At 65.4% G+C, this 26,698-nt stretch carries 26 protein-coding genes and 1 pseudogene; 16 read left to right on the forward strand and 11 right to left on the reverse strand.

The window, feature by feature from the left end; translation table 11 throughout:
- The first annotated feature begins 13 nt into the window (after positions 1-13).
- The 5 genes from A9995_RS03370 (at position 14) to A9995_RS03390 (ending at position 3,542) form a co-directional block, all read left to right on the forward strand.
- Positions 14-892 (forward strand): F0F1 ATP synthase subunit gamma, encoded by an 879-nt coding sequence (locus A9995_RS03370; protein ID WP_067609096.1) that lies wholly within the window; start codon positions 14-16, stop codon positions 890-892.
- A 5-nt stretch (positions 893-897) separates the two neighbouring features.
- On the forward strand, positions 898-1,251 hold the full coding sequence (locus A9995_RS03375) for a hypothetical protein (RefSeq protein WP_067609099.1): 354 nt from the start codon (positions 898-900) through the stop codon (positions 1,249-1,251).
- A gap of 31 nt (positions 1,252-1,282) precedes the next feature.
- A complete protein-coding gene (atpD, locus tag A9995_RS03380) occupies positions 1,283-2,740 on the forward strand; it encodes a F0F1 ATP synthase subunit beta (protein ID WP_067609102.1) in 1,458 nt (485 codons plus the stop codon).
- Between the two features lie 89 nt (positions 2,741-2,829).
- Entirely contained in the window at positions 2,830-3,282 is a 453-nt protein-coding gene (locus A9995_RS03385) for a hypothetical protein (protein WP_199797200.1), read from the forward strand.
- Positions 3,283-3,284: 2 nt separating this feature from the next.
- The gene (locus A9995_RS03390) at positions 3,285-3,542 is read left to right on the forward strand and encodes an ATP synthase F1 subunit epsilon (RefSeq protein ID WP_067609109.1); all 258 of its coding nucleotides are present in this window, start codon (positions 3,285-3,287) and stop codon (positions 3,540-3,542) included.
- A gap of 123 nt (positions 3,543-3,665) precedes the next feature.
- Here the strand turns inward: A9995_RS03390 and glmU are convergent, their stop codons facing one another.
- Positions 3,666-5,036: a bifunctional UDP-N-acetylglucosamine diphosphorylase/glucosamine-1-phosphate N-acetyltransferase GlmU gene (gene glmU, locus A9995_RS03395; protein ID WP_067609114.1), complete on the reverse strand. Its 1,371-nt coding sequence runs from the start codon at positions 5,034-5,036 to the stop codon at positions 3,666-3,668.
- 60 nt (positions 5,037-5,096) lie between these two features.
- On the opposite strand from glmU, the gene A9995_RS03400 reads away from it, so the two are divergent.
- The 3 genes from A9995_RS03400 to A9995_RS03410 all read left to right on the forward strand — a co-directional run bounded on the left by A9995_RS03400 (position 5,097) and on the right by A9995_RS03410 (position 7,966).
- Positions 5,097-5,774 carry an HAD-IA family hydrolase gene (locus A9995_RS03400; protein WP_067609117.1) on the forward strand — a complete coding sequence of 226 codons (678 nt, stop codon included), beginning with the start codon at positions 5,097-5,099 and terminating at the stop codon, positions 5,772-5,774.
- A gap of 116 nt (positions 5,775-5,890) precedes the next feature.
- Positions 5,891-6,820, forward strand: coding sequence for an SDR family NAD(P)-dependent oxidoreductase (locus A9995_RS03405; RefSeq protein WP_067609120.1), 930 nt, complete (start codon positions 5,891-5,893; stop codon positions 6,818-6,820).
- Positions 6,821-6,901: 81 nt separating this feature from the next.
- Positions 6,902-7,966 carry a hypothetical protein gene (locus tag A9995_RS03410; RefSeq protein WP_067609123.1) on the forward strand — a complete coding sequence of 355 codons (1,065 nt, stop codon included), beginning with the start codon at positions 6,902-6,904 and terminating at the stop codon, positions 7,964-7,966.
- A gap of 6 nt (positions 7,967-7,972) precedes the next feature.
- On the opposite strand, the gene A9995_RS03415 is transcribed toward A9995_RS03410, so the two are convergent.
- The 4 genes from A9995_RS03415 to A9995_RS03430 are packed head-to-tail and all read right to left on the reverse strand — an operon-like array spanning position 7,973 to position 10,984.
- Positions 7,973-8,338, reverse strand: coding sequence for a DUF2794 domain-containing protein (locus A9995_RS03415; RefSeq protein ID WP_067609126.1), 366 nt, complete (start codon positions 8,336-8,338; stop codon positions 7,973-7,975).
- Entirely contained in the window at positions 8,338-9,054 is a 717-nt protein-coding gene (epsC, locus tag A9995_RS03420) for a serine O-acetyltransferase EpsC (RefSeq protein ID WP_067609527.1), read from the reverse strand. Before epsC ends, A9995_RS03415 begins: the two co-directional genes overlap by 1 nt.
- A gap of 28 nt (positions 9,055-9,082) precedes the next feature.
- Complete coding sequence (locus A9995_RS03425) at positions 9,083-9,691, reverse strand: ATPase (protein WP_067609129.1); 609 nt, start codon at positions 9,689-9,691, stop codon at positions 9,083-9,085.
- 15 nt (positions 9,692-9,706) lie between these two features.
- Positions 9,707-10,984 carry a heavy-metal-associated domain-containing protein gene (locus A9995_RS03430; RefSeq protein ID WP_233998060.1) on the reverse strand — a complete coding sequence of 426 codons (1,278 nt, stop codon included), beginning with the start codon at positions 10,982-10,984 and terminating at the stop codon, positions 9,707-9,709.
- A gap of 70 nt (positions 10,985-11,054) precedes the next feature.
- On the opposite strand from A9995_RS03430, the gene purM reads away from it, so the two are divergent.
- The 3 genes and pseudogenes from purM to A9995_RS03445 all read left to right on the forward strand — a co-directional run bounded on the left by purM (position 11,055) and on the right by A9995_RS03445 (position 14,024).
- Complete coding sequence (gene purM / locus A9995_RS03435; protein WP_067609135.1) at positions 11,055-12,152, forward strand: phosphoribosylformylglycinamidine cyclo-ligase; 1,098 nt, start codon at positions 11,055-11,057, stop codon at positions 12,150-12,152.
- Positions 12,142-12,738: pseudogene (gene purN, locus A9995_RS03440) on the forward strand (phosphoribosylglycinamide formyltransferase); the annotation flags it as partial. The gene purM and the pseudogene purN, both read left to right, overlap by 11 nt.
- Before the next feature lie 47 nt (positions 12,739-12,785).
- Positions 12,786-14,024, forward strand: coding sequence for a sulfotransferase (locus A9995_RS03445; RefSeq protein ID WP_067609142.1), 1,239 nt, complete (start codon positions 12,786-12,788; stop codon positions 14,022-14,024).
- Between the two features lie 54 nt (positions 14,025-14,078).
- On the opposite strand, the gene ndk is transcribed toward A9995_RS03445, so the two are convergent.
- From ndk to A9995_RS03465, 5 genes are all read right to left on the reverse strand, one after another.
- Positions 14,079-14,501 (reverse strand): nucleoside-diphosphate kinase, encoded by a 423-nt coding sequence (gene ndk, locus A9995_RS03450; protein WP_067609146.1) that lies wholly within the window; start codon positions 14,499-14,501, stop codon positions 14,079-14,081.
- A gap of 83 nt (positions 14,502-14,584) precedes the next feature.
- Entirely contained in the window at positions 14,585-15,106 is a 522-nt protein-coding gene (locus A9995_RS03455) for a hypothetical protein (RefSeq protein WP_067609151.1), read from the reverse strand.
- Positions 15,107-15,136: 30 nt separating this feature from the next.
- On the reverse strand, positions 15,137-15,574 hold the full coding sequence (locus A9995_RS03460) for a DNA polymerase III subunit chi (protein ID WP_067609156.1): 438 nt from the start codon (positions 15,572-15,574) through the stop codon (positions 15,137-15,139).
- 4 nt (positions 15,575-15,578) lie between these two features.
- Complete coding sequence (locus tag A9995_RS15885; protein ID WP_369815798.1) at positions 15,579-15,737, reverse strand: DUF2256 domain-containing protein; 159 nt, start codon at positions 15,735-15,737, stop codon at positions 15,579-15,581.
- A 9-nt stretch (positions 15,738-15,746) separates the two neighbouring features.
- The gene (locus tag A9995_RS03465; protein WP_067609161.1) at positions 15,747-17,201 is read right to left on the reverse strand and encodes a leucyl aminopeptidase; all 1,455 of its coding nucleotides are present in this window, start codon (positions 17,199-17,201) and stop codon (positions 15,747-15,749) included.
- 103 nt (positions 17,202-17,304) lie between these two features.
- On the opposite strand from A9995_RS03465, the gene A9995_RS03470 reads away from it, so the two are divergent.
- The 4 genes from A9995_RS03470 to rsmA all read left to right on the forward strand — a co-directional run bounded on the left by A9995_RS03470 (position 17,305) and on the right by rsmA (position 23,210).
- Positions 17,305-19,671, forward strand: coding sequence for an LPS-assembly protein LptD (locus tag A9995_RS03470; protein WP_082992431.1), 2,367 nt, complete (start codon positions 17,305-17,307; stop codon positions 19,669-19,671).
- Positions 19,672-19,879: 208 nt separating this feature from the next.
- Positions 19,880-21,205: a peptidylprolyl isomerase gene (locus A9995_RS03475; RefSeq protein WP_369815802.1), complete on the forward strand. Its 1,326-nt coding sequence runs from the start codon at positions 19,880-19,882 to the stop codon at positions 21,203-21,205.
- A 9-nt stretch (positions 21,206-21,214) separates the two neighbouring features.
- On the forward strand, positions 21,215-22,249 hold the full coding sequence (pdxA, locus tag A9995_RS03480) for a 4-hydroxythreonine-4-phosphate dehydrogenase PdxA (protein ID WP_067609166.1): 1,035 nt from the start codon (positions 21,215-21,217) through the stop codon (positions 22,247-22,249).
- Between the two features lie 139 nt (positions 22,250-22,388).
- Positions 22,389-23,210 (forward strand): 16S rRNA (adenine(1518)-N(6)/adenine(1519)-N(6))-dimethyltransferase RsmA, encoded by an 822-nt coding sequence (rsmA, locus tag A9995_RS03485; protein ID WP_067609169.1) that lies wholly within the window; start codon positions 22,389-22,391, stop codon positions 23,208-23,210.
- A gap of 24 nt (positions 23,211-23,234) precedes the next feature.
- Here rsmA and A9995_RS03490 read toward each other — a convergent pair whose 3' ends face one another.
- The gene (locus A9995_RS03490) at positions 23,235-24,020 is read right to left on the reverse strand and encodes a Crp/Fnr family transcriptional regulator (protein ID WP_145916772.1); all 786 of its coding nucleotides are present in this window, start codon (positions 24,018-24,020) and stop codon (positions 23,235-23,237) included.
- A 385-nt stretch (positions 24,021-24,405) separates the two neighbouring features.
- Here A9995_RS03490 and A9995_RS03495 point away from each other — a divergent pair, with 385 nt between their 5' ends.
- Positions 24,406-26,643, forward strand: a complete 2,238-nt coding sequence (locus tag A9995_RS03495; RefSeq protein WP_067609175.1) for a bifunctional diguanylate cyclase/phosphodiesterase — start codon at positions 24,406-24,408, stop codon at positions 26,641-26,643.
- Positions 26,644-26,698 lie beyond the last annotated feature (55 nt).

Consider the following 26,698-nt stretch of genomic DNA (forward strand, 5'->3'; position numbering starts at 1 on the left):
ATAGGGAGCCGAAATGGCTAGCCTGAAAGAACTCAAGGGCCGTATCAACTCGGTCAAGTCGACCCAGAAGATCACCAAGGCCAAGCAGATGGTCGCGGCGGCCAAACTGCGCCGTGCGCAGGCGGCTGCCGAACAGGCACGCCCCTATGCCGAGCGCCTGTCAGGCGTCATGGCCTCGCTTGCGGGCAAGGTCGGCGGCGACAGCGCTCCCCGGCTCCTTGCCGGAACCGGCGAGAGCCAGCGCTATCTGCTGGTGGTGGTCAACACCGACAAGGGCCTGTGCGGCGGTCTCAACGCCAATATCGTCAAGGCCGCCAAGGCCCGGGCGCGCGAGCTGATCAAGGTGGGCAAGGACGTGCAGTTCTACCTCGTCGGCAAGAAAGGCCGTGCGCCGATCAAGCGCGAGTTCGCCGAGCTGGTCGAGAAGCAGTTCGATACCAGCGAAGTGCGCACCCCGGGTTTCGTCGAGGCCGAAGCGATCGCCGACGATCTGATCGCCCGCTTCGACAAGGGCGAATACGACATCGCGCAGCTGATCTACCCGATCTTCCGCAGCGCGCTGTCGCAGGACCCGACCGTCGACCAGCTGATCCCCGTGCCCTCGCCCGAGGTTTCGGGTGACAGCAAGGACGCCGGGGCAGTGGTCGAATACGAGCCGGGCGAGGAGGAAATCCTCGAGGAACTGCTGCCGCGTTACGTCAAGACGCAGCTGTTCGGAGCCTTGCTCGAGCGCGAAGCCTCGGAACAGGGCGCCTCGATGACCGCTATGGACAATGCCACGCGCAATGCCGGCGATCTCATCAAGGACCTGACCATCAAGTACAACCGCAGCCGCCAGGCCGCGATCACCACCGAACTGATCGAAATCATCGCCGGCGCCGAAGCGCTCTGATCCTTATGAAAGCCCATCTCTTGAACAAGCTCGTCTTCTTTATCGCTCCCCTGTTCGCTCTGGCCGCTTGCGGCGAAGAGCCCGCCGCCGAAGTCGCCCAGACCCAGGTCGCAACGCCCGAACCGGTGGCGGCGCTGCCGGCCCCCAACGAGGAACTGTTCACGCAGCTCTACGCCGAAGCCTGCCCCGAAGCGGAGCCGGTCAGCACCGCGATCTGCCGCCGTGCCGGTATCGGTTCGGACGAGGTGTTCTGCGAATACGGCCTCGGCGAGGACGAATATCGTCGCAACGACGCGACCCTTACTCCCGGCGATGGTCAATGGACGCTCGCCGATCCCGAAAACGTGTGCGCCGCTTAAGGCGCCCAACCCCCAAGGCAGGATCCAGATCATGGCCACCGCTCCCGTACTCAACCAGACCACGACCGGCGTCATCAGCCAGGTCATCGGCGCCGTCGTCGACGTGCAGTTCGAAGGCGAACTGCCCGCGATCCTGACCGCGCTCGAAACCCGCAACGGCGAGATCACGCTCGTCCTCGAGGTTGCCCAGCACCTCGGCGAGAACACCGTCCGCACCATCGCTATGGATGGCACCGACGGGCTCACCCGCGGTCAGGAAGTGATCAACACCGGCGCGCAGATCCGCGTCCCCGTCGGCCCCAAGACGCTCGGCCGGATCATGAACGTCATCGGCGAGCCAATCGACGAGCGCGGCCCGGTCGGCGCCGAGATGACCATGCCGATCCACGCCGAGGCTCCGCTGTTCGTCGACCAGTCGACCGACGCGGCGATCCTCGTCACCGGGATCAAGGTGATCGACCTGCTCGCGCCCTATGCGCGCGGCGGAAAGATCGGCCTGTTCGGCGGTGCCGGCGTCGGCAAGACCGTGCTGATCCAGGAACTGATCAACAACATCGCCAAGGGCCATGGCGGCGTCTCGGTGTTCGCCGGCGTGGGTGAGCGGACCCGCGAGGGTAACGATCTCTATCACGAATTCCTCGACGCGGGCGTCATCGCCAAGAACGAGGCCGGCGAGGCGATCTCCGAGGGCTCCAAAGTGGCGCTGGTGTTCGGCCAGATGAACGAGCCCCCGGGCGCGCGTGCCCGCGTGGCGCTCTCGGGCCTGACGATGGCGGAATATTTCCGCGACGTCGAAGGCCAGGACGTCCTGTTCTTCGTCGACAACATCTTCCGCTTCACGCAGGCCGGTTCGGAAGTGTCGGCTCTGCTGGGCCGTATTCCTTCGGCGGTGGGCTATCAGCCGACGCTGTCGACCGACATGGGCAATCTGCAGGAACGCATCACCTCGACCAACAAGGGTTCGATCACCTCGGTTCAGGCGATTTACGTTCCCGCGGACGATCTCACCGATCCGGCGCCTGCCGCGTCGTTTGCCCATTTGGATGCGACCACCACGCTCAACCGCGCGATCTCGGAGCTGGGCATCTACCCGGCGGTCGATCCGCTCGATTCCACCAGCCGCGTGCTCGAGCCGCGCGTTGTCGGCGAGGAGCATTACCGGACCGCGCGCCGCGTTCAGGAAACGCTGCAGAAGTACAAGAGCCTGCAGGACATCATCGCCATTCTGGGCATGGACGAGCTGTCGGAAGAGGATAAGCTCACCGTCAGCCGTGCGCGCAAGATCCAGAAGTTCCTCAGCCAGCCGTTCCACGTCGCCGAGGTCTTCACCAGCATCCCGGGCGTGTTCGTCCAGCTCGAAGACACGGTGAAGAGCTTCAAGGCAGTGGTCGACGGCGAATACGACTACCTGCCCGAGAGCGCCTTCTACATGGTCGGCGGGATCGATCAGGCGGTCGAGAAGGCCAAGAAGATGGCCGACGAATCCTGACGGCAGGCACGGATCCGGAGGCGGGGGATATAGCAATCGAGGGCAACCATCGGTCCATCCCCCCGCTCTCCGTCCGTGCCGATCGTCTCGTGCACCGGCTTGCGCAGGCCGGCATCGCGACCTTCCTGCTGATCTCCGCCTTCGATATCCATCGCTGGCGGGTGGACGAATGGCAGGCTTTCGATACCGCGTTCGAAGCGCTGGCAGCGCAGATTTTCGGACAGCCGGTGCGACCCGTGTGGCTCTACGCGCTGGCCTTCCCGGTCGTGGCGGTGAATTTCGGCTGCATGGTGCAAATGGTTCGGGGTCGGCGCGACGGATTGCTGCTTCCCTTCGCCATCAGCGCGATCGTCATCGCGGTGGTGCCGCTGTTTGCCGGGCAGATGATCGTCTACCGGATGATCTGGGAGCAGATGCTCACCATGCTCGGCTATGCGATCAGCGGGGCGATTGCGACAATCCTCGCGCTCCGCCTCGACGGCAGGGGACTGGACTCGACGCCCGCCGACGCTAAGGACGCGGGCAACAACAGAGAAGACTGATCATGGCTTTGCACTTCGAACTCGTCACCCCGATCAAGCAGGTCCGCAGCGAGGACGTCCACATGGTGGTCGTCCCCGGCACGGAAGGCGAGTTTGGCGTGCTCGAGGGGCATGCGCCCTTCATGTCGACCATTCGCGACGGCGCGGTACAGGTCTACCGCACCGAGGGCGCGGCGCCCGAATTGATCGAAGTGCGCGGCGGCTTCGCGGAAGTGGGCGAAAACGGCCTCACCGTGCTGGCGGAGCACGTCGAGGGCTGAGTTCGCTCGCGACCATCGCAGAATAGAGAAAGGGCGGCCTCGACGGGCCGCCCTTTTCGTTTCCGGTGATGAAATGCGCGCCCTCGCCCGGACTTACAGGCACTGCACCGCTCACCTGCACTTTCACCCACCCTTTTTGGCTGCAGCCTTCTTCTTTTTCATCGCGTCATGGAAGCGATCGGCCCAGCCGGGCTTCACGATCTGCTCGCCGCGGACCATCCGCAGATCGCCATCCGCGACATCGCCGCTCACCGCGCTGCCCGCCGCGACGATCGCGTCGCGACCGATGCTGACCGGCGCGATCAGCGCGCTGTTCGAGCCGATGAAGGCGCCCTCGCCGACCACCGTTCTGTGCTTGAAATAGCCGTCGTAATTGCAAGTGATCGTGCCCGCGCCGATATTGGCACGCGCGCCGACCTCGGCATCGCCGAGATAGGTCAGATGGCTGGCCTTGGCGCCCTCGCCCAGAACCGCCGCTTTCATCTCGACGAAATTGCCGACGAAGCTGTCCTTTTTCATCACCGTGCCGGGGCGTAGCCGGGCGAAGGGGCCCGCCTGCGCGCCCTCGCCGATGCTCGCGCCCTCGATATGGCTGAAGGACTTGATATGCGCCCGATCGGCCACGGTGACCCCGGGGCCGAACACCACATTGGGTTCGACCACCACATCGCGGCCCAGTTGCGTATCGTAGCTGAAGAACACCGTCTCGGGCGCCTTGAGCGTGACGCCCTCGGCCATGGCTTCCTCGCGGCGAAAGCTCTGCCACTGTGCCTCGGCAGCGGCGAGTTCGGCGCGGCTGTTGATGCCCGCGACCTCGCCCGGGGCATCGGTGGTGACCACTGCACAGGCGTCGCCGTCGCCGATGGCGATATTGACGATGTCGGGGAGGTAATATTCACCTTGCGTATTGTCGTTGCCGACCCGGCGCAGCAGGCCGAACAGGTCGGAAGCACGCGCCGCCATCAGCCCCGAATTGCACAGTCCGCAGCCGCGCTCTGCCTCGCTGGCATCCTTGAACTCGACCATCTTGCCGATCCGGCCCTCGGCATCGGCGATCACCCGGCCATAGGCCAGCGGGTCTGCGGGCTCGAAGCCCAGCACCACGACCCGGGGTGCATCCTCGGCATGGAGCCGGTCGAGCATGGCGCGCATGGTTGCCTCGCGGACGAAGGGCACATCGCCATAGAGGATCAGCACATCACCGCCGAAGCCATCAAGCTCGCTCTCGGCCTGCTGGACGGCATGGGCGGTGCCAAGCTGCGGGTCCTGCAGGCAGGTGCGCGCGGTGTCCCCCAGCGCCGCCTCGAGCTGTTCGCGCCCGGCACCGACCACCACGACCTTCCTGGCGGGCTCCAGGCTCTCCACACTGGCCATCAGGTGATGCAGCATCGGCCGGCCGGCGATCGGGTGCAGCACCTTGTGCAGGTCGCTCTTCATGCGGGTGCCCTTGCCCGCGGCGAGAATGACGGCGGCGAATTCGCGTTTCTGGATCATGGTCTGCGCCTTGCCACCATTCGCTTGCGGTTTGAAGTCGCATCCGTCACCGCCACGTGCATGGTGAAATTCCCCTTCGACATCGTTGCATTCGACCTCGACGGAACGCTGCTCGACAGTTTCCGCGATCTGGGTGCCGCGGTGAACCACGCGCTCGAAATTGGCGGCTTCGAACCGGTCCCGGTCGAGAGCAGCAAGGACCTCATCGGCGGCGGCGCCAAGGTGATGCTGGCGCGCGCAGTCGAGCGCCAGGGCGGGCTGCCCGAGGACGAATTCCACCCGCTCTACAAGCAGATGCTGACCTATTACGCCGCCAACAACGCGGTCCATTCGCGAGCCTATCCGGGCGCCGAGGACTGCCTGGATGCGCTTGCGGGGCGCGGGGTGAAACTGGCGGTGGTGACAAACAAGTTCGAGGAATTTGCGCGCGAGATTCTTACCAAGCTCGACCTCGCCGATCGTTTCGAGACCATTATCGGCGGCGACACTATGGGCAAGGGCCGCGCCAAGCCGGAGCCGGATTCGCTGATCGAGGCGCGCGGGCGCTGCGGCGGGGGCAGCTTTGCCTTCGTGGGCGACAGCACCTATGACGTCATGGCGGCACGGGCCGCACAGGTGCCGGTGGTCGGCGCGCGTTACGGTTATTGCGACAAGCCGCCGGGCGAGCTCGGCGCCGATGTTGAAATCGATTCGCTCGCGGCGCTGATCCCAGCGCTTGAGGGCCTGACGCCAGCCTGAGCTCGTCCCGACCCTACGGCACGGCGGCGCGTCGAACTGCCGGTTGCAAGCGCGCGGCGAACATGTCAGTCCGCCGCTCAGATTGACGTTCACGTAAACCATATCGGAGACCCAGCATGACCATCGATTTCAAGGACAAGGTAGCCATCGTCACCGGCGCAGGCGGCGGTTTGGGCCGCGAATACGCGCTCGAGCTCGGCAAACGCGGCGCCAAGGTCGTGGTCAACGATCTGGGCGGATCACGCGACGGCACCGGCACCTCGGACATGGCCGCGCAGGTCGTCGAGGAAATCGAGAAGGCCGGCGGCACCGCGATGGCCAATGGCGCCTCGGTCACCAATCCCGAGCAGATGGAAAAGATGGTCGCCGACGCCAAGCAGAAGTGGGGCGGCGTCCATGTGCTGATCAACAACGCCGGCGTGCTGCGCGACAAGACCTTCGCCAAGATGAGCGCGGAAGACTTCGCCTTTGTCGTCGATGTCCACCTCAACGGCTCGGCCTACGCCACCAAGGCGTGCTGGGAGACCTTCCGCGAGCAGGCCTATGGCCGCGTGCTGATGACCGCGAGCTCGACCGGGCTGTTCGGCAATTTCGGCCAGGCCAATTACGGCGCGGCCAAGCTCGGCCTCGCCGGGCTGACCAAGACGCTCCAGCTCGAGGGCGCCAAGTACAACATCAAGGTCAACACGCTGAGCCCGGTCGCGGGCACGCGGATGACCGAGGACCTCTTCCCCGAGGAAGCCTTCAAGCTGTTCGACCCGGTCAATGTCGTCCCCGCGGCGCTGTTCCTCGTCAGCGAGGATGCTCCCAGCAACGCCATCGTCGGCGCCGGTGCGGGTGGGTTCCACTCCTCCTGGGTGGTGATGAACGATGCGGTCTGGCTTCCCGAAGACCAGCGCACGGTCGAAGGCTTCGCCGAGAACTGGAAGACCATTTCGGACTTCTCCAACCTCAAGGCGCCGCAGTCGGGCTCCGAGCAGTCGGGCAATATCCTTACCGCGATGCAGAAGGTCACCGGCACCGGACCGTCTTCCGCACGCAGCTAGGATCGCAACCCGACAAGCGTACTGACGCTCTAATACACCAAGCCTATCCTCCCCCGGCATACCAATGGGGGAGGATAGGCCGTGTACAGCCAGCAGGATCTCAATTCAGCCGTCGCTGCCGGCGCGATCAGCGCCGAGGCGGCCGACGCCTTGCGCGCGCATGTCGCGGCGCAGAATGATTCCGTCCCGGCCGATGCCGAGCATTTCCGCCTGATTACCGGCTTCAACGATGTTTTCGTCTCGATCGGCGTGGTGATCCTGCTGATCGCAATGGCGGCCATCGGCGACGCGATCCTCGCCAGCAGCAACGGTCCTTCGCCGGTCGCAGGTGCGCTGGTGGCGGCCACCGCGTGGCTGCTGGCCGAATTCTTCACCCGCAAGAAGCGGATGGCGCTGCCCTCCATCATTCTCTTGCTCGCCTTTGTTGGCGGCGTGTTCCTGGCGCTGGTCGGCTTATCGACGCAGATAATCGGGACCGATCCCTCCACGGCACAGGAAACGATCGGCGTGCTGCTGGTCGCGCTCGCTGGCCTGATCACCGCCACTGCGTCCTGGGCCCACTGGAAGCGCTTCATGGTGCCCATCACCATCGCCGCAGGCACCGCAGCGCTGGCCGCCACAGTCGTCGCGCTGATAGTCGCCGCAATCGGTCCCAATTCCGACAATGTGGGCGATGTGGTGCTGGCGATCGTCTTCGTCGTCGGGCTGGCGGTCTTCGCCTTCGCGATGCGCTGGGACATGAGCGATCCGGCGCGCGGGACGCGGCGCAGCGATGTCGCCTTCTGGCTCCACCTGCTCGCCGCACCGATGATCGCGCATCCGGTGTTCACGCTGATCGGTGCGACCGATGGCAGTTCGTTCGGACCCGGCGCAGCACTGGCCGTGCTGGCGGTGTATGTCGCCTTCGGGCTGGTCGCGCTTGCGGTCGACCGGCGCGCGCTGCTGGTTTCCGCGCTCGCCTATGTGCTGATCGCGCTCACTCTGCTGTTCGACCGCTTCGGCGCCGTGGAACTCAGCTTTGCGCTCACGGCGCTGGTGATCGGTTCGGCATTGCTGACGCTGAGCGCGATGTGGACCCCGATCCGCCGCGCGGTGGTGGGCGCCATGCCCACAACCATGACCGCGCGGCTGCCCGCCACCGCCTGAGGCGTCTCAGTCCTCGACCGTCTTGAGCAACCGCCGCTCCATGGGCGCAAGGACACCGGCGAGTTCGTGACCGCGCTTGAGCACCTGGCCGTGTTCGCCGAACAGCGCCCACATCCCCTGCCGGTTGCGCAGCGCGGGGCGTTTCTCGACCCGCATCTGCGGACGTTCGGCGGCGCGGCGGAAGGCGGAAAAGCTCGCCATGTCGCGCGCGAAATCCATCGCATAATCGCGCCATTCACCCGCCGCGACCATCCGGCCGTAGAGATCGAGGATGCGGATCAACTCGGTCCGGGTAAAGGCGACCTGGAGCGGTGCACGCTGCGGAAACGGCAGCACCGCGCCCGAGGTCGGGGGTGCGCCTGCGTGCCCCATCAGTCCTGCGTACCGCTGCGCAGTCTCTCGTGCTCTGCGACCTCTGTGGTCGCTGCGGGGAAGGCCTTGCGCAGGCTGTCGAGTTCCGCGCGCATCTCGGTCAGCTGCTTCTCGAGCGCGGCGATACGGCTCGGATCGGGCTCGCAGGGTTCATCGCAGGGCGTGCCGTAGGGCATGAATTCGCGCATGTAGGTTTCCACCGGGACCAGCGTGCTGCGCGCCTTGAAGCCGACCATGGTGGCACCCTCGGCGACTTCGTCGGTGACCACCGCATTGGCACCGATTCGTGCGCGATCGCCCACCGTGATCGGCCCGATCACCTGCGCACCGGAGCCGATGATCACGTTGTTGCCGATGGTCGGATGGCGCTTGCCACCGACGCCATTGGTGGGATTGGTCCCGCCAAGCGTGACGCATTGGTAGATGGTGACATCGTTGCCGATTACCGCGGTCTCGCCGATTACGGAAAAACCGTGATCGATGAAGAAATTCCGCCCGATGCTCGCACCGGGGTGGATATCGATCCCGGTCAGGAAGCGGCTGGTGTGATTGACCATGCGGGCGAGAAAAAACAGCTCGGCCTCGAATAGCCAATGCGCCACCCGATGCCAGAACAGCGCCCAGACGCCGGGATACAGCAGGATTTCCCAACGCGAACGCGGCGCAGGGTCGCGCGCGCGGATCGAGTCCAGATAGACAGTGAGACGATCGAACATAGGCTGCGATTCTTCCACCATTCGCCGGTCAAAGCAAGCGGGCCTGCTCCGGCCCTTCCACCGCATCGAGCGCATCGCGCCAGATCGAGAGCGTGGCGGGCGCCTTGCGTTCGAGCGAGATGCGGTCGATTTCGGCCACCACCCGCTCGATCGCGGCATAGCTGCGCGTCAGCCGCGGGACCAGATAATGCGCCGCGCCATCGGCCAGTGCAAGGCGGCGCTGCTCGGCATGCGCGGCGATCAGCTCCGCCACCATGGCATCGTCGGGCGCGGTGATGGCGAGTTGCAGCGAGCCTCCCAGCCGCGAGGCGAGATCGGGCAATGCGATCTCCCAGGCGTCGCCATCGGCGACCAGCAGCAACGGGTGCCCGTCTTCCTGCGCGCGGTTCCAGCGGTGGAAAAGTTGGGTCTCGTCCAAGTCCTGCGCGCCGTCGATCGCCTCGCCATGCCCCTGAGCTTCGAACCAGCGCGCCAGCAGCGATTTGCCCGAGCGCGGTGGCCCGAGCAGCACCGCGGTGCGGAAGGGCCAGTCATGCGGCTGGGAAAGCGCATCGACCGCGCGGCGATTGCCGGCACCAACCACGATGCGCGATGGTGCGGCGTCGCCGGAATCGAGGGGGAGCGCGATCTGAGACATCGGCGGCGCGCCCGCCTAGCGGCTGATCAGGAGCGCGTTGTTGCCCTGTTGCACGGTGAAACCGCGCGCACGCAGGGCGCCAGCGAGATCCTGGATCGAACCTGCGTAGCTCACCGTCAGCACCGAAGTGCCGCCGATCGCGGTGCTGCGGATCCCGGCATTGCGCACGCCAGACGCCGCGCGGACTTCCGACAACGCGCCGTTGAACGCCGCGGCATCGGGGGTCTGGACCTGCACGGTGTAGAGCGCGACCGAACCTTCGGGTGGCGGGGTGTTGACCGGCGCGGCGCTGATCGTGCCGTCTGTTTCGGCCGCGGCACTTGATGCGCGTTCGCGGGCAGCACTTTCCGCGCGCTCCCGCGCGTCCGCCGCCTGGCCAGCCTCGATCAGCCGCAGCAGCGCGGGATTGATCTCGGGGGTGCCCAGATTGAGCGTCGGATCGGGACTGAGCTGCCCGTCGGCCAGCGCCTGCGCGAAGATCGCATCGAAGCGCGTCACCGCCTGCGCGAGCATGTCGGGCAGCGCCTGCGGGTTGTCTGCGGTCATCGCGAAACTGGCAAGGAAGCGGTTGTCGGGTCCGTGGCGCGCGGTGAACCGCCCCGTGACCGGGCCGCCGGGGTAGGAATAGTCGAGATTGGCGATCGGGATCAGCACATCCGAAGCGCTGAACTGGTCGAGGACGTTGCGCCACCACAACCGGCTGCGCCGCCCGGTCTGGCCATAGGTGATGAGCAGCGAATCGCTCCCCGCGCCCGAGGGTCGGACGTAATCGATCCGGCTCGAACCCGCCTGATATTCGGCCCACGCGCGCTGCCAGGGATTGCGCATCTCGTAGACCAGTTGGGTACCCGCCGAGACGGTAACCGGGACCAGCAGCATCGGCGCCGACCGCTGCGCCTGCGCCGCACCGCCGAGATAGGCGTTGGCGCGCTGGCGGTCGAAGATTACCCCGAGCCGGGCGATATAGCGCCGCGGGCCAAGCTGTTCGCGCTCGATCACGATCGCCGAGACCATCGCGGCGATCTGCGAATCGGACAGGTCTGGACCTTCCAGCCGCTCCCATGCCTGCCGCTGCGCCGCTTCCCAGCCCTTGGTGCGGGCGTCCTCGGCATCGTCGCCGGTGACATCGACATCGACCCCGGTGACCGAAATGTCGCTGGATGCCGCGATCGGGGCGATCCCGCGGTCGCCATCGACCTGCGCAAACACCGCCGCCGCGCACAGCGCAAGCAGCGCCAGAGCGGCGATCAGCAGGGCCTGCGATCGGCCGAGGGATGGGAGAGCAAAGCGCATCATGGGGAAAACAGCGGCCTTTTGCCCAAAGCCCCGTGCGAATCCAAGCGGGAATGCTAAAGGACCGGGCATGAATGGCAAGAATTCCCCCTACACCTATGCCGATGCGGGCGTTTCGATCGCTGCGGGCAACGCGCTGGTCAAGGCGATCGGGCCGCTGGCGAAGTCCACCGCACGCCCCGGCGCCGACAGCGAACTGGGGGGATTCGGCGGCTTCTTCGACCCCAAGGCAGCGGGTTATGTCGACCCCCTGCTGGTGGCGGCAAACGACGGGGTCGGGACCAAGCTCAAGCTGGCGATCGACCAGGACCGCCACGACAGCGTCGGCGTCGATCTGGTCGCGATGTGCGTCAACGACCTCATCGTCCAGGGCGCCGAGCCGCTGTTCTTCCTCGATTATTTCGCCACCGGCAAGCTCGAGAACGGCATCGCAACACGAGTCGTCGCGGGTATCGCCGAGGGCTGCAAGCAGGCGGGCTGCGCGCTGATCGGCGGCGAGACCGCAGAGATGCCGGGGATGTACGCGCCGGGGGATTACGACCTCGCTGGCTTCTGCGTCGGTGCGGTCGAGCGCGGCGAGCAGCTCACCGGTGAGCGGGTGGCACCCGGGCAGGTGCTGCTCGGGCTCGCGAGTTCGGGGGTGCATTCCAACGGTTATTCGCTGGTCCGGCGACTTGCGGAAGACAAAGGCTGGCAACTCGACGCGCCCGCGCCTTTCGATGCCGAGCGTACGCTGATCGATGCGCTGATCGAACCGACGCGGATTTACGTGAAGAGCCTGCTGGGTCCGATCCGCGCCGGGCGGATCGCCGCGCTGGCGCATATCACCGGTGGCGGTCTGCTCGAGAACATCCCGCGCGTCCTGCCCGAGAGTGCCCATGCGGTCGTCGATGCCGATGGATGGCGGCAGCCGGGCCTGATGGCTTTCCTCCAGCAACAGGGCGCGATCGAGCCGGGGGAAATGGCGCGGACCTTCAACTGCGGTGTCGGAATGGTGCTCGCGGTCGATGCGGGCGATGTCGAAGCGCTCACCGAATCACTTACCACCGCAGGCGAGACCGTGTTGCGGATCGGCACGATCGAATCGGGCGATCGTGGCTGCACCGTCCGTGGCGGCGGCGGCACCTGGGGTACCGACAAAGCCTGGGAGGCACGCCATCTTGCCTGACCGTCACCGCGACAAGGCCAAGGTCGCGGTCTTTATCTCGGGGGTCGGCACCAATATGGCCGCGCTGCTCTATGCCGGGCGTCAGCCGGGATCGCCCTATGAGGTGGTGCTGGTCGCGAGCAACGATCCCGAGGCCCAGGGGCTGGATCTTGCCCGCGGCGAGGGGGTCGCCAGTTTCGCGAAGCCGCACAGGGGCATGGCTCGCGAGCAGCACGACGCGCTGATGGAGCAGGCCACCATTGATGCCGGCGCCGATTATATCGCGCTGGCGGGCTATATGCGTATCCTGACCCCCGTCTTCGTCGCGCGCTGGAAGGGGCGGATGCTCAATATCCACCCCTCGCTGCTCCCGCTCTATCCCGGGCTCGACACGCACGCCCGCGCGATCGCGGCGGGCGATACGAAGGCAGGCGCGACGGTGCATCTGGTGACCGACGAACTCGACATGGGCGAAGCGCTCGGCCGCGCCGAGGTTGCGATCCGCCCCGACGATACGCCCGAGAACCTCGCCGCGAGGGTTCGGCTGGCCGAGCACCAACTCTATCCCCGCGTGCTCGCCGATTATATCGCGCGGGTACACCAGGCGCAGGCGCCGCTCGCCGGCGCGATGCAATAGCAGGGCGCGTCTAAGAAATGGCCACCCCTGCCCGCTCGCATCCGCTTGCCCGCTCCGGTTTCGCGCACAACGCCGACCGCGTCATCGCGCGGATGTGGCAGCACGGGCTGACGGTCAGGCCGCCGCTCGATCCAGAATTCCTGTGGCGCAAGGGCAGCGAGGGCTTCGAACCCGCAGACGAAATCTCGATCCGCAGTCCGCAGGATGTCGCCGATTTCCGCGACCGGCTCGAGCGGTTGTGCACCAGCCTGACCAGCGAGGCCGCGCTCAACGCGCTCGGCCACACCATGGCCTATGGCCAGCTCACCGCGGCGATCCGCAAGCGCCATGCGCTGGGCCGCCTGTGGCGCGAGCAGCCCGAACTCGCCACCACGCCGATCGCGCCACCGATCGTGGTTGTCGGCCAGATGCGCGCCGGGACCACTCGGCTCCATCGGCTGCTCTCGGCCGATCCGGCGCATGCCGGGACGCGCTTTTGCAACGCGCTCGATCCGGTCCCCGCCAAGCCCGACTGGCGCCCGGTGAAGAGCGGTTTTACGCTGGCGCTGGCGCGGCGGATCAATCCCTGGCTCGACACTCTGCACCCTTTCGGCGCGACGCGGGTGGACGAGGAGATCAGCTGGCTGTCCTACGCACTCGACGCCTGTGCTTATGAGGCGCAGTGGCACATTCCCGGTTTCGTTGCCTTCAACGAAGGTACTGACTCCAAGTCTGTCTATCGTGAATTTGCGCGAATCCTGCGCAGCGATGCCGCGGCCATGGGCAATTCGGAGTTGCCGCGGGTACTCAAATGTCCGCAATATTCCGAGGCCCTGTCCGCCCTGCTGGAACAGTTTCCCGATGCTCGAATCGTCGTTGCACAACGCGACGACGACGCGGTTCTGGAAAGTTCGATCTCGATGGTGGCGAGCCAGTCCGCGTTCCAATCGGACCACGTCGACATTGCGGCTATCCGGCTGGAATGGCGGAGGAAAATTGCCATGCGCGAGAAGCGGACCAAGGCCGCGCTGGCGGATTTCGACGGCCCGCTGGCGCGGGTCGGATTCGAAGAGCTCAACAATGACAGCGAAGCGGTTGTGCAACGCGTCTACAAGGATCTGGGTATAGTGCTGTCACCCGAGGCGCGGCTTGCCATGCAGCGCGAGCGGACGCGTGCGTCGCGCGACGGCCATAAGGGGCATCGCGCGCAGATTGAAGGCTTTGCCGATCAGGCCGAGCAACCGCGCGCCGAAGCCGCCGCGGTTCGCCAGATCTGATTTTCAAGCAGCGCGGGGAAGGACGAGCACTCCCGCCCTTCCCCGCCAGCCGGATCAGCCGACGATTTCGTCTTTGTTGAAGAAGAAGGCGATCTCGGTCGCGGCGTTCTCTTCGGAATCCGAACCATGGACCGAATTGGCCTCGATGTTCTCGGCATAGGCCTTGCGGATCGTGCCCTCGGCGGCGTCGGCGGGGTTGGTCGCGCCCATCGCGTCGCGGTTGCGCTTCACCGCATCCTCGCCCTCGAGCACCTGGACCACAACCGGGCCGCTGGTCATGAAGGTGACCAGTTCGCCGTAGAAGGGGCGATCCTTGTGGACCTCGTAAAAGCCCTTGGCCTGCTCCTCGGTCATCATGATGCGCTTCGAAGCGACGACGCGCAGGCCGGCTTCCTCAAGCATCTTGGTGACCGCGCCGGTCAGGTTGCGGCGCGTCGCGTCGGGCTTGATGATCGAAAAGGTGCGGGTGGTCGCCATGGGAAATATCCTCATTGTCGGTGGAATGGAAATGTCGCGTAATTGGGCGCGCCCCTAGCGCCGCACCCTCGCGCGGGCAAGCATCAGTTGAGTCCGCGCCGCAGCGTGAGCTGGCCTGTGGTCTCCCCTGTTTCACCGCTCGACTGAAACGCGAAGCTGGTGCCATCGGGTGCCTCGCCCGCAATCATGGTCATGGCGTCGGTCTCGAGGTGGAGTTCGATAGCGATCCCGGCAGCCTCTGCTTGCCGGCGATAGAAAGCGACCAGATCGGCGGGGCTGTCCTCGCTCGCCAGCGAGACCATGACCCCGGCCGCGTCGTTGCGGCCGATCTGGATGGTGTTGCGTATCTCGGCGCCGGGATAGATGCTGAAGCCTTCGGGCAACCGCGGAACGACGCGCTCGCCCGCGCGCATCGTGGTGGTGCCGTCCTCGTTGTTGACCACCGCGCGGGTCTCGCCGGTTTCGGGATCGACCTCGTAGATCCCGGTCTCGAATTGCTGGCTCTCCTGCTCAGCTACCGTTTCCTCTTCGGGAGCCGGGCTGCAGGCGGTGAGAAACAGGCTGGCAAACATGGGGACGGACAGCGGGGGGCCGGCGAGGCGCATGGAAATCTCCTTCACCTTTCCAACGAGGCGTCACCCCACTTCGATCCAGCCGCCGTTTTCCTGTTTCCAGGCATGGCTCTCGATAGCGTCGCGGGCGCGGAAGCTGCGCCACAGCTCGCGCGCATTTTGCGTGGCCGCGGCATCGAACAGCAGGAAGGTGCGCTCGAACGCGGCAGCTTCCTCGCGCCAGACGCCATCGGCGAGGATCACCATCCGCGCATCGTTGGGCGCAGTGCAGGCATCGGACAGCAGGATCGGCTGGCGCGCTTCATGCGCTTCGCCCGCCTCGCCATGGGCGAGAAAATGCGCGCCACCCTCGCTCCACAGCGCCCGCGAAATGCCCGCGCGCAGTTCGCCGTCGCCGCTCACCACCAGCAGCCGCTGGCCGGCCTGCAGCGCCTTGCGCGCGAGCAGTGGCACGACCTGTTCGACCGGATCGCGGCTCAGCTGGTAGAAATCGACCCGCATCGCCTCATGCCGCCTTGGCACTGCGGCAGCGATCGGAACAGAACTTCACTGCATCCCAGTCGCGCGCCCATTTCTTCCGCCAGGCAAACGGCAGGCCGCAGGCGGCACAGATCTTCGACGGCAGGTCGCCCTTACGCCGCATCTTGCCCGTGCCGCCCGCCATCTGAGTCGCTCAGCCTTCGATTGTATCGGCGACCAGCTGGTTCATCAGCCGCACGCCAAACCCGCTCGCACCCTTGTCCCAGGTCGCGCCGGGCTTGTCGGTCCACACCGTGCCGGCGATATCGACATGCGCCCAGGGGGTGTCGTCCATGATGAAACGCTGGAGGAACTGCGCCGCGGTGATCGACCCGGCCGCCTTGCCGCCGATGTTCTTCATGTCGGCGATCGGGGAATCGATCATCTTGTCGTAGGCAGCGCCCATCGGCATCCGCCAGACGCTGTCGCCGCTCGTCTTGCCCGCCTTGTCGAGATCGGACCACAGGTCGTCATTGTTCGAGAAGACACCGGCATGCTCGTGTCCGAGCGAGACGATGATCGCGCCGGTGAGCGTGGCGAAATCGACCACGCGGGCAGGCTTGAATTCCTTCTGCGTCCAGTGGAGCGCGTCGCACAGCACCAGCCGCCCTTCGGCATCGGTGTTGAGGATTTCGACGGTCTGACCCGACATCGAGGTCACGACATCGCCCGGGCGCTGCGCCGCGCCATCGGGCATGTTCTCGACCAGGCCGACCACGCCGACGATATTGGCTTTGGCCTTGCGCTTGACCAACGCCAGCATGCCGCCGGCGACCGCGCCGCCACCGCCCATGTCCCATTTCATGTCTTCCATGCCCGGACCCGGCTTGATCGAGATCCCGCCGGTGTCGAAGGTCACGCCCTTGCCGACGAAGGCGAGCGGTGCCGCGCCGTCTTCGCCGCCGTTCCAGCGGATCGCGAGGATCCGCGATTCGCGCATCGAGCCCTGCCCCACGCCGAGCAGTGCGCCCATCCCGAGATCATGCATCTGCGTTTCGTCGAGAACGATCAGCTCCGCACTGGTACCCTCGAAGCGCGCCTGGCAGCGTTCGACGAAACTTTCGGGGTAAATCACATTGGCGGGCTCAGTGACCAGCTCGCGGGTGAATTCCACGCCTTCGGCAATCGGCTCGACCGCCTGCCAGGCCGCTTGCCCGCCCTCGGGCGCGTTGAACACGACGACGCTCTTGAGCGTGATCTTCTGCTCGTCCTTGAGCTTGGTGCGATAGACGTCGTAGCGCCAGTTGCGCAGCCGCAGGCCGAGCAGCAGATGCGCCAGCTCGTCCTTCTTGAGATTGCCGGCATCGAGAGCGATTCTCTCCACACCAGCGGACTGGAATTTGGCGGCCAGCGCCGCGCCGGCGCGTTCCAGATTGGCGGCACGCTTGGCATCGCCGGGATCGCCGGCGCCGGCGATGGCGAGGCGGATCACCGCCCCGTCGCGCTCGACGAAACCGTCGAAGACCTGACCGACGCGCCCCTTGAAGCGCGCCGCCTGGGCACCCTCCTTCATGGCGGGCTCGAGGCCTTCGGGAAGCTTGCCCTTGTCGGCGCTTTGAGCAATGAGCCGCAGCCCTTCAGGACGGGACTGGCTAAATTCGATGTTCATGGGATCTCCCGGAATTCTGGATCGGGACGCTGCGGCTCCGGGCCGCGACGCCCCCTTTCGGATGCCGATTGCGATTAGGCGGACGCAGTGCGATAGGCAAGGCATGCCCTCGCTCCGCCGCCGCGCGCCCCGTTCCTGCTCGTTTCAGGCCCGCTCGCTTCAGGCGCGGCTGGCGGCATCCGCTTGCGTGCTCGCCTTCGTGCTCGCGCCCGCGCAACTTGCAGCGCAGGAAGGCGCCGCCGCCGGAATGGCGACCGCGCAGGAGCAGACCGACCTGCCCCAGCCGCGCGATCCCGCCAGCGAAGCAGCGCTCGCACCCGAGCTGCCCCAGGAGCCCCAACCGATTCTGAGCGCGGAAGCGAGCGACGGCCAGGCGATCGATTTCGAGGCCCAGACGCTCAGCTTCGACCAGGAAACCGATACCGTCACCGCGGCGGGCAATGTGGTGCTGCGCAGCGGCGACCGCTCGGTACGCGCCGACAACGTCCGCTGGAACCGGCAGAGCGGCGAAATTCTCGCCACTGGCCGGGTCCGCTTCGTCGACGAGAACGGCAACCAGCTTTATACGGATTCGGTCACGCTGACCGACGAGTTCGAAGCGGGCGCGATGGAAGACCTGCTGCTCGCGCTGCGGCAGGGCGGACGGCTGGCAGCGCAATCGGGGCTGCGCGAGACCGATGGCACGATCACGCTCACGCAGGCGGCCTACAGCGCCTGTGCGGTCACGACCCCCGACGGCTGCGACAAATCGCCCAGCTGGCGGATCACCGCCGAACGGGTGAGCTACGACCCGGCCGACAACCAGGTGCGGTTCCGCAACGCCTATCTCGAACTGTTCGGCGCCCGCATCCTGCCGCTGCCGGGTCTGTCGATTCGCACTGATGGCGGCGCGGTGGCGGGCTTTCTTGTCCCCGACCTGCGGGTATCGGAAAGCAATGGAGTCGAGGTCAGCGGCAGCTATTACTGGCGACTGGCACCGAACCGCGACCTGACCGCCAGCGCCTATCTGTTCACCGGCGCGCCGCCGATGGTCAGCGCGCAGTACCGCCATCTCGCCGACAGGGGCGCGTTCCAGATTACGGGCTACGCGACTTACAGCCGCCGCATCGGCAGTTTCGGAACCGATCCGACCGGTGCCAGCGATCCGCGAGGCTATGTGTTCGCCAACGGAAAGTTCCAGTTCACTCCGGAATGGAGCCTGACCGGATCGCTGCGGATGGCGAGCGACCGAACCTTCCTGCGCCGCTACGACATCAGCCGCGACGATCGCCTGCGTTCGGTGGTCGAGCTGGAGCGGATCGACAGCGATTCCTATCTCTCGATCGCCGGCTGGGCGACCCAGACGCTGCGGCTCGGCACTCCGCAGGGCCAGGTCCCGCTGGCTCTGCCCGCAATCGATTACCGCAAGCGGCTCGACGATCCGCTGCTCGGCGGCAAGGTCGAGCTGCAGGCCAACAGCCTGGCGATCCTGCGCCGCGACGGACAGGATACACAGCGCGCCTTCGCCCGCGCGCGCTGGGATCTGCGCCGGATCACCGGAATGGGCCAGGTGGTCCAACTCACCGGACTGGTGCGCGGCGATGTCTATCATTCGGACGAGAATTTTCTCACCCCGACGCAGTTCTATCGCGGCGAGCCGGGCTGGCAGGGGCGCGGTATCGCGCTCGCCGCGGTGGATGTCCGCTGGCCGCTGGTGGGCGAGTTTGCGGGCGGCGAACAGGTGCTGACCCCGCGACTGCAACTGGTGGCGACCCCGCCGATCCGCAATCTCGCCATCCCCAACGAGGATGCGCGCGCGATCGATCTGGAAGATTCCAACCTTTTTGCGCTCAACCGCTTCCCCGGCTACGATCGCGTCGAGGACGGGGTGCGGTTGACCTATGGCTTCGACTGGCAGTTGCGGCGGCCAGGGTGGGAAGTGAAGTCGACGCTGGGGCAGTCCTACCGGCTCGCGCGCGATCCGGGCATCCTGCTCGACGGGACCGGCCTGTCAGAGCGCGTTTCCGACATGGTCGGGCGGACCGAGGTACGGTTCCGCGACTTCGTCAAATTTACCTATCGTTACCGGCTCGACAAGGACAGTCTGGCCATCCGCCGCAACGAAATCGACGCTACCGTCGGATCGGCGCGCACCTATGCCGAGATCGGCTATCTGCGGCTCAACCGCGATATCGATCAGGTCGAGGATCTCCAGGACCGCGAGGAATTGCGCGGAGCGGTGCGCATCGCCTTCCTCGACTATTGGTCGGTGTTCGGATCGGGGGTGTTCAACCTGACCGACCAGTCCGAGGATCCCACTTTCGAATCCGACGGGTTCGAGGCCATCCGTACGCGGCTGGGCATCGCCTATCAGGACGATTGCATCGAGATGGGGCTGACCTGGCGGCGCGACTATGTCAGCAGCGGCGATGCCGAACGCGGCGACACTTTCCAGCTCTATTTCAGCCTGCGCAATCTGGGTTTCCGCTGAGCGCGCTGCGGCCCGCGCCGGGACCCGCCACGCATCGCTGCACGCGGCCCCGTTGGCAGCGCGCGGCAAACGCGCTATCCGGCGCGCCAATCAGCTACGGTTAAGCCTGGCAGCGCCAGGGACCGCAGCCATATCCGGGCGTCTGCAAACGGCGCTGCATTGGGACGATAAATACGTGACGCGCAAAACGCTTTCCAATCTGGTTTCCATGGTCGCGCTGGCCGGGCTCGTCGTGTCGCCGACCGTCGCTTCGGCGCAGGCTGCGCAAGCGGCACCGCCACCGCCGACCGCCAACACTCTCGACTTGCCCGAGAACATCACGATCGTCGGTCCGCAGACTCCCAATCTGCGTACCGCGACTGCAGTGGTGAACGGAGCCGTGATCACCGGCACCGATATCGACCAGCGCGTCGCGCTGGTGACTGCGGCGAGCGAGAACGAGATCGCCGGCGAGGAATTGCAGCGGCTGCGGATGCAGGTGCTGCGCAATCTGATCGACGAGACGCTGCAGATCCAGGAAGCCCAGGCGCAGGAAATCGCGATTGCGCCCGAAGAGATCAACCAGACATATGCGCGACTCGCGCAGCAGAACTTCGGCCAGAACGTCGGGGCGATGGACACCTATCTGACCGGGATCGGCTCGTCGCCGGGCTCGCTCAAGCGCCAGATCGAGGGCGAGCTTGCCTGGCAGCGGCTGCTGCGCCGCAATGTGGCGCCCTTCGTCAATGTCTCCGAGGAAGAAGTGAACGAGCTGCTCGAACGGCTCGAGGCCTCGCGCGGGACCGAGGAGCATCGCCTGGGCGAAATCTTCCTCTCCGCCACCCCCGATAGCCAGGCCGCGGTCCAGCAGAATGCGACGCGGATCGTCGAGCAAATCCGCGAGGGCGGCAGCTTCGTGGGTTATGCCCGGCAATTCTCCGAAGCTTCCACCGCCGCAGTTGGCGGCGATCTGGGCTGGGTGCGGCTGGCGCAATTGCCCGCCGAACTCGCCACCGTCGCGCGTGAGATGCAGCCCGGCCAACTGGTCGGCCCCGTCCCCATTCCGGGTGGTTTCTCGATCCTCTACCTGATCGACAAGCGCCAGGTCCTGACCGCCGATCCGCGCGACGCGCTGCTCAGCCTCAAGCAGATTTCGATAGGCTTCGAGGCAGGGACCACCGAAGCGGTTGCCACCGCCCGCGCCAGCGAATTCGCGCAGGCGATGCAGTCGATCCGCGGTTGTGGCGATGCCGAGAACGCAGCCGGAGCGATTGGTGCCACCGTGGTAACCAACGACCAGATCCGCGCGCGTTCGCTGCCCGATGCGCTTCAGAACGCCGTGCTGCAGCTGCAGGTCGGACAGACCACCCCGCCCTTCGGCTCGGTCGAAGACGGCATTCGCGTCCTTATGCTGTGCGGTCGCGACGATGCGCAGGCCGAGTCCGGTCCCGATTTCGATCAGCTGATGGGCCAGATCGAAGACGAACGCGTCAACAAGCGTGCCCAGCGCTATCTGCGCGATCTGCGCAACGACGCCTACATCGTCTACAATTGAGCCCCACAGGTGAGCGGGTCGCACCAGCCCGGTAATGTCCCGCCGCTCGCCCTCTCGCTGGGCGATCCGGCAGGGATCGGCCCCGAGCTGATCGCCGAGGCCTGGTTCCAGCGCCGCTCTCTCGGATTGGCGCCGTTCGTGGTGTTTGGTGGTGCGACCATACTGCATGATGCCGCACGCAGCCGCGGTCTCGACGTACCGATTGTCGCGGTGGACAGCATCGGCGCGGTGGACAGCGCGCTGTTCGAGCGCGGCATCCCGGTGCTATCGCACGAGGACGCAGACTACACCCCGGGGCAGCCATCGCTCGCGGGCGCGCAGCTCGCGCTCCATTCGCTGACCGAGGCCTGCCGCGCGGTGCACGAGAGCGAGGCCTCGGCGCTGGTCACGCTGCCCGTGGCCAAGTCGCAGCTGGCGCTGGCAGGCTTCGGCCATCCCGGACAGACCGAATTCCTCGCGCAGCAATGCGGTGTGTCCGAACGCGATGCAGTCATGATGCTCGCCGGGCCGAGCCTGCGCGCGGTGCCGCTGACCGTCCATTGTCCGCTCGCCGAGGTTCCGCGGCGACTGACCGTCGAGCTCATCATCCACAAGGCGCGCATCGTCGCGCGGGCGCTGCGCGCCGATTTCGGCATCGATCGCCCCCGTCTCGCACTGGCCGGGCTCAACCCCCATGCGGGCGAGAACGGGCAGATGGGCAGCGAGGAGATCCGCATAATCGCTCCCGCAATCGCCGCGCTGCGCGAGGAGGGGATCGATGCCACCGGCCCGCATCCGGGCGATGCGCTGTTCACTCGCCGCGCGCGGGAGACCTACGACGTCGCGCTGGCGATGTATCACGATCAGGCGCTGATCCCGTTGAAGGCGCTCGATTTCGATGAGGGGGTGAATGTGACGCTTGGTCTGCCGATCGTGCGGACCAGCCCGGACCATGGTACCGCATTCGCCATCGCCGGCGAAGGCATCGCCGATCCGGGTGCGACTTTCGCCGCACTCAGGATGGCCAGCGAATGCGCGGCGCGGCGGGCGCGGCTCCAGGTTTGACCTCTATTTCGTCATTGCGAGCTCCCGCAGCCAGCGCGGCAATCCATGGCGTTCCGCTTGGCATGGTGACCCGTGATCGCGGCGGCCGCTCCGTGGATTGCTTCGCTTCGCGCGCAATGACGAGCTAGAGGCTGACAGGATGCATCCCGACCTCCCCCCGCTGCGCGAAGTGATCGCCCGCCATGGGCTGAGCGCAAGCAAGGCGCTCGGCCAGAACTTCCTCTTCGACGAGCATCTGCTCGACCGGATCGTCGCCGTTGCGGGCGATCTCGACGGCCGCGCCGTGCTCGAGATTGGCCCCGGCCCGGGCGGGCTGACCCGCGCGCTGCTGCGGGCAGGCGCCCGGGTGACGGCAATCGAGATGGATCGCCGCTGCATCCCCGCGCTTGCCGAACTGCAGGACGCCTTCCCTGATCAGCTGACGGTGATCGAGGGCGATGCGCTCAAGCTCGATCACGATGCGATCATGGGCGAGCCCCACGCCGTGGTCGCAAACCTGCCCTACAACATCGGCACCGCTTTGTTCGTCCGCTGGCTCGGCGGGCAGGACTGGCCGCCAAGCTGGACTTCGCTCACGCTGATGTTCCAGCAGGAAGTCGCGCAGCGCATCGTCGCCGCGCCCGACAGCAAGGCCTATGGGCGGCTCGCGGTGCTCGCGCAGTGGCGGGCACGGGCAAGGCTGGCGATGAAGGTCCATCGCAGCGCCTTCACCCCGCCGCCCAAGGTGATGAGCGCGATCGTCCATGTCGAACCCGGCACGATGCCCGAAGGAGTGAGCGCGCGCCGGCTCGAACGCCTGACGGAGGCCGCCTTCGGCCAGCGCCGCAAGATGCTGCGCCAGAGCCTCAAGGGCGTGCCCGGCGCGCTCGATGCGCTCGAGGTTCTGGGGATCAATCCACAACGCCGTGCGGAAACGCTGGCGGTGGAGGATTTCGTCGCGATCGCGCGCCTGCTCGAATGAACGCGCGACGGGCTGCTTCCATGCTCAAGTGACGGACGGAGGTTGCCTGTCTGATGTCAGTCTCAGGTAGGTCGGTGAAAAGTCGCCGGCCGAGGCCAGCAATTTCCAGTTGAGCACCCTGATCTTGCGGCGCTCGCGGTGGATCAACCCGTCTTTCTCCAGGTCCTTCAACACGCGGCTGACATGCATCGGCGTCACCCCGATAATGTCGGAGATCTGTTCCTGCGTCAGTGGCAGCATGAAATCATGCGCTTCGGCACTCCCGGACTGCGACAGTCGGACCGACAGTTCGCACAGCAGATAGGCAACCTTGGTGCGCGAATCTCGGCGCCCAAGATTGGCCATCCATTCGCGCGAGATCGCCGATTTGATCAGCGTTTCCCGGAACAACGCCTTGCCGATGCTGGGGGATTGGAACATCACATCAAGAAGTTGTTCGCAGTGGAAATCATACACTCTGCACTCGGAAATCGCCTGCACATTGTAATCGATAGAAGACAAGAACAGTCCATCGAAATCCACCAGCTCTCCGGCAAAGAACATACCGACGATCTGCCGCCCTCCGGAGCCGACGATCTTGTGGCTTGCGGCAATACCCGAGACCAGCAGCGAGCAGGTGTTCAGATCGGTGCCGTCGCGGACCGAGAACCCGCCCGGCGCCAATTGGCGGGAGACAGTGTCGAGTGACTGGAGCCTGGCGACATCGCCCTCGCCCAGATCAGAGTGCTTTCGCAATCGGTCGATGAATTTTTGAAGCGACACACGGGTTTTCCCTTTATGCCGATCCCTTGCGGTCCTGAGCGCGTCCACGCAAGTCAATCCGAAATTAACTTACGCCGTATAGCTCATGTTCATAGCATAGATCGTATACATACATCTGATTAGAGCCCGGGCCTCACATGGGGCGAAAAGCCCGGTCGGATGTTCGGCCTCTGCTGCAAAGGCTTATTATAGAGGGTTCATCGGCAAGCAAGATTCTTGCCGCCCGAAACCATTCATCCCGGGCTCCGAAAGTTCTGGAACTGTCTCCCGATCTTGCGACCGAGGCGCAAACCCTTGCGCAATGCTGCGCTCAAGGTGTTGCTCAGCCGCGATTTACTTCCTGCGACGCCCGTTATTTCCCTCGAAGCCGAAGACTGCGTTAACCGAAAATCGGTCTATAATGATATGTCGCAATGAGTGGAGCCAAAGAGTTTTGGAACACGAGTCTCACGAGGAGCCCCATCGGGGGCGCCTCGCATCTTCCTTCGACAATGTTGGCGATCACATTCGCGCCTCGCTCGACCGTATCGTCGCGCATTGTGCGGAGGAATTCGATTGTCCGATTTCCCTGGTTTCACTGATCAAATCGACCGAGCAGAGCGTCCTCGCCAGCTTTGGCATCGAAATCGGCGACGTCGCTCTGGAAACCTCGTTCTGCTACCATGCAGTGGAGTCAGAAAAGCCACTGATCGTCGCTGACGCACACGACGATACGCGCTTCAGCGAGAACGAATACGTGCTCGGCGCGCCACATATCCGCTCCTACATGGGATATCCCATCCGCCATTCGGCGGGCGCTTTTGTCGGCGCCTTGTGCATTATCGACAGCCGCCCCAATCGCTTCACACCGGGAAATCTCTCCAAGCTCGAAACCTATGCGCGTGTCATCGAGGACATCCTCGAACTGCACACCAAAAATCTGGAAAGCCAGGAATTAGCCAGGGAAGTGCACGATCAAAACCATCGCCTGCTCACCTCGAACAGGATTCTGCACCAGGCGGAGGCCGTTGCCAAGATGGGTGGCTGGGAGCTTGAAATCGGATCGGACCAGTTGAAATGGTCCGATGGAACACAGTCCATCTTCGAGAGTCGGCGAACCGAAGGCGGATCGCTAAAATCCTCCATCCAGCGCTACGAACCCGCAGACCAACGGAAAATCGAAGCGCTTTGCGAAGAAGCGATCCGTTCGGGGACGCCGTTCGATTTCGAAACCGATCTGTTTCTTGCCGGTGGCAGGCAGAAGCGGGTCCGGATTGCCGCTGAACGCATCGAGGCGGAAGGCACGCACCCGGCTCGCCTCGTCGGAGTGGTGCAGGATGTTTCCGAAACCTTCCACTCACGCATGGCGCTGCGTCATGCCGCCGAGCACGACAGCCTGACCGGGTTGCACAATCGCTTCGCCTTCGACCGGCTGCTCCAGCAGAGGCTCTCGACCAGCCAGGAGCTGCACGATACCGTTGCGGTCCTGCTGATCGATCTGGACGGCTTCAAGGACGTCAACGATGCAGTAGGCCATGTGGTGGGCGATATCATTCTCGAAACCGTCGCCGAAAGGATCGGCAAGGCCACGCCCGAGGGCGGTTTCGCTGCCCGCTGGGGCGGCGACGAATTTGCCATCGTCCTCCCGCCCGGGATCAGCAACGCCGGCGCCGAAACAATCGGCCGACACCTGATCGAACAATTGCGCTACCGCTCGGAGATATCCGGTCACCTGATCGAACTCGGTGCCACCGGCGGCCTTGCGATTGGCACCGGCGGGACCAGCGTCAAGGAACTCGTCCGCCGCGCCGACACCGCGCTTTATCACGGCAAGAAGCGCGATCCTGGCAAGGTCCATGTCTACGAAGCCGGGCTCGAACGGGCCAATATCGCCCGCCAATACGCTTTGAACGAAGTCCGCACCGCGATCCGCGAAGACCGCATCTTTCCGGGCTACCAACCCGTGGTCGAGCTGCGGACCGGGCGCCTGGTCGGGTTCGAGGCGCTGATGCGGCTCACCAGCCGGACCGGTCGCCGCATCACAGCGACCGAAGTCCTACCCGCCCTCCTCGATCCGACCCTGTCGCGCGAGGTCAGCACCTGCATGATCGAGCATGTCTCGACCGAATTCGCGGAGCTCGATCGCTGCGCGCCGGCGCTCGATTTCGTCAGCATCAATGCCAGCGAGGCCGATCTGCTGGCCAGCGGCTTTGCCGCTCAATTCATCGCCCAGATGCGCGCAAAGCGGGTCAATCTGTCGCGGATCACGCTGGAAGTGACCGAAACCATGCTGCTGGTGGACAACACGCAGGCCGTCCGACGGGTCCTTTCCGAGCTGCGCGACAATGGTGTCGGCATTGCGCTGGACGATTTCGGGACTGGTTATTCGTCGCTCAGTCACCTGCGCGATTTTCCGATCGACAAGGTCAAGATCGACGGCAGTTTCATCCAGTCGATGGTCAACGACCAGCATGCTTCGAAGATCGTCCGCGCGCTGATCGGCATGGCCAACAGCATGGGGCTGGGCGTCATCGCCGAAGGGGTGGAGACCGAGACCCAAAGCCGCATGCTGCAGCAGATGGGTTGTCTGCTGGGCCAGGGATTCCTGTTCGGCCACGCCGAGGGACTCAGCCGACTGACGGGTGGCCGCTATCGCGACCACAAGCTGCAGGCGGTGTCCTCCGCCGCCTAGAAAAGCGCACGGGCGCCATCCGATCGGCGGCGACGTCCTTGGAACAATTGACCTC

This window comes from Erythrobacter sp. QSSC1-22B, from assembly GCF_001678665.1.
In the GTDB taxonomy this organism is placed as follows: Bacteria; Pseudomonadota; Alphaproteobacteria; order Sphingomonadales; family Sphingomonadaceae; genus Qipengyuania.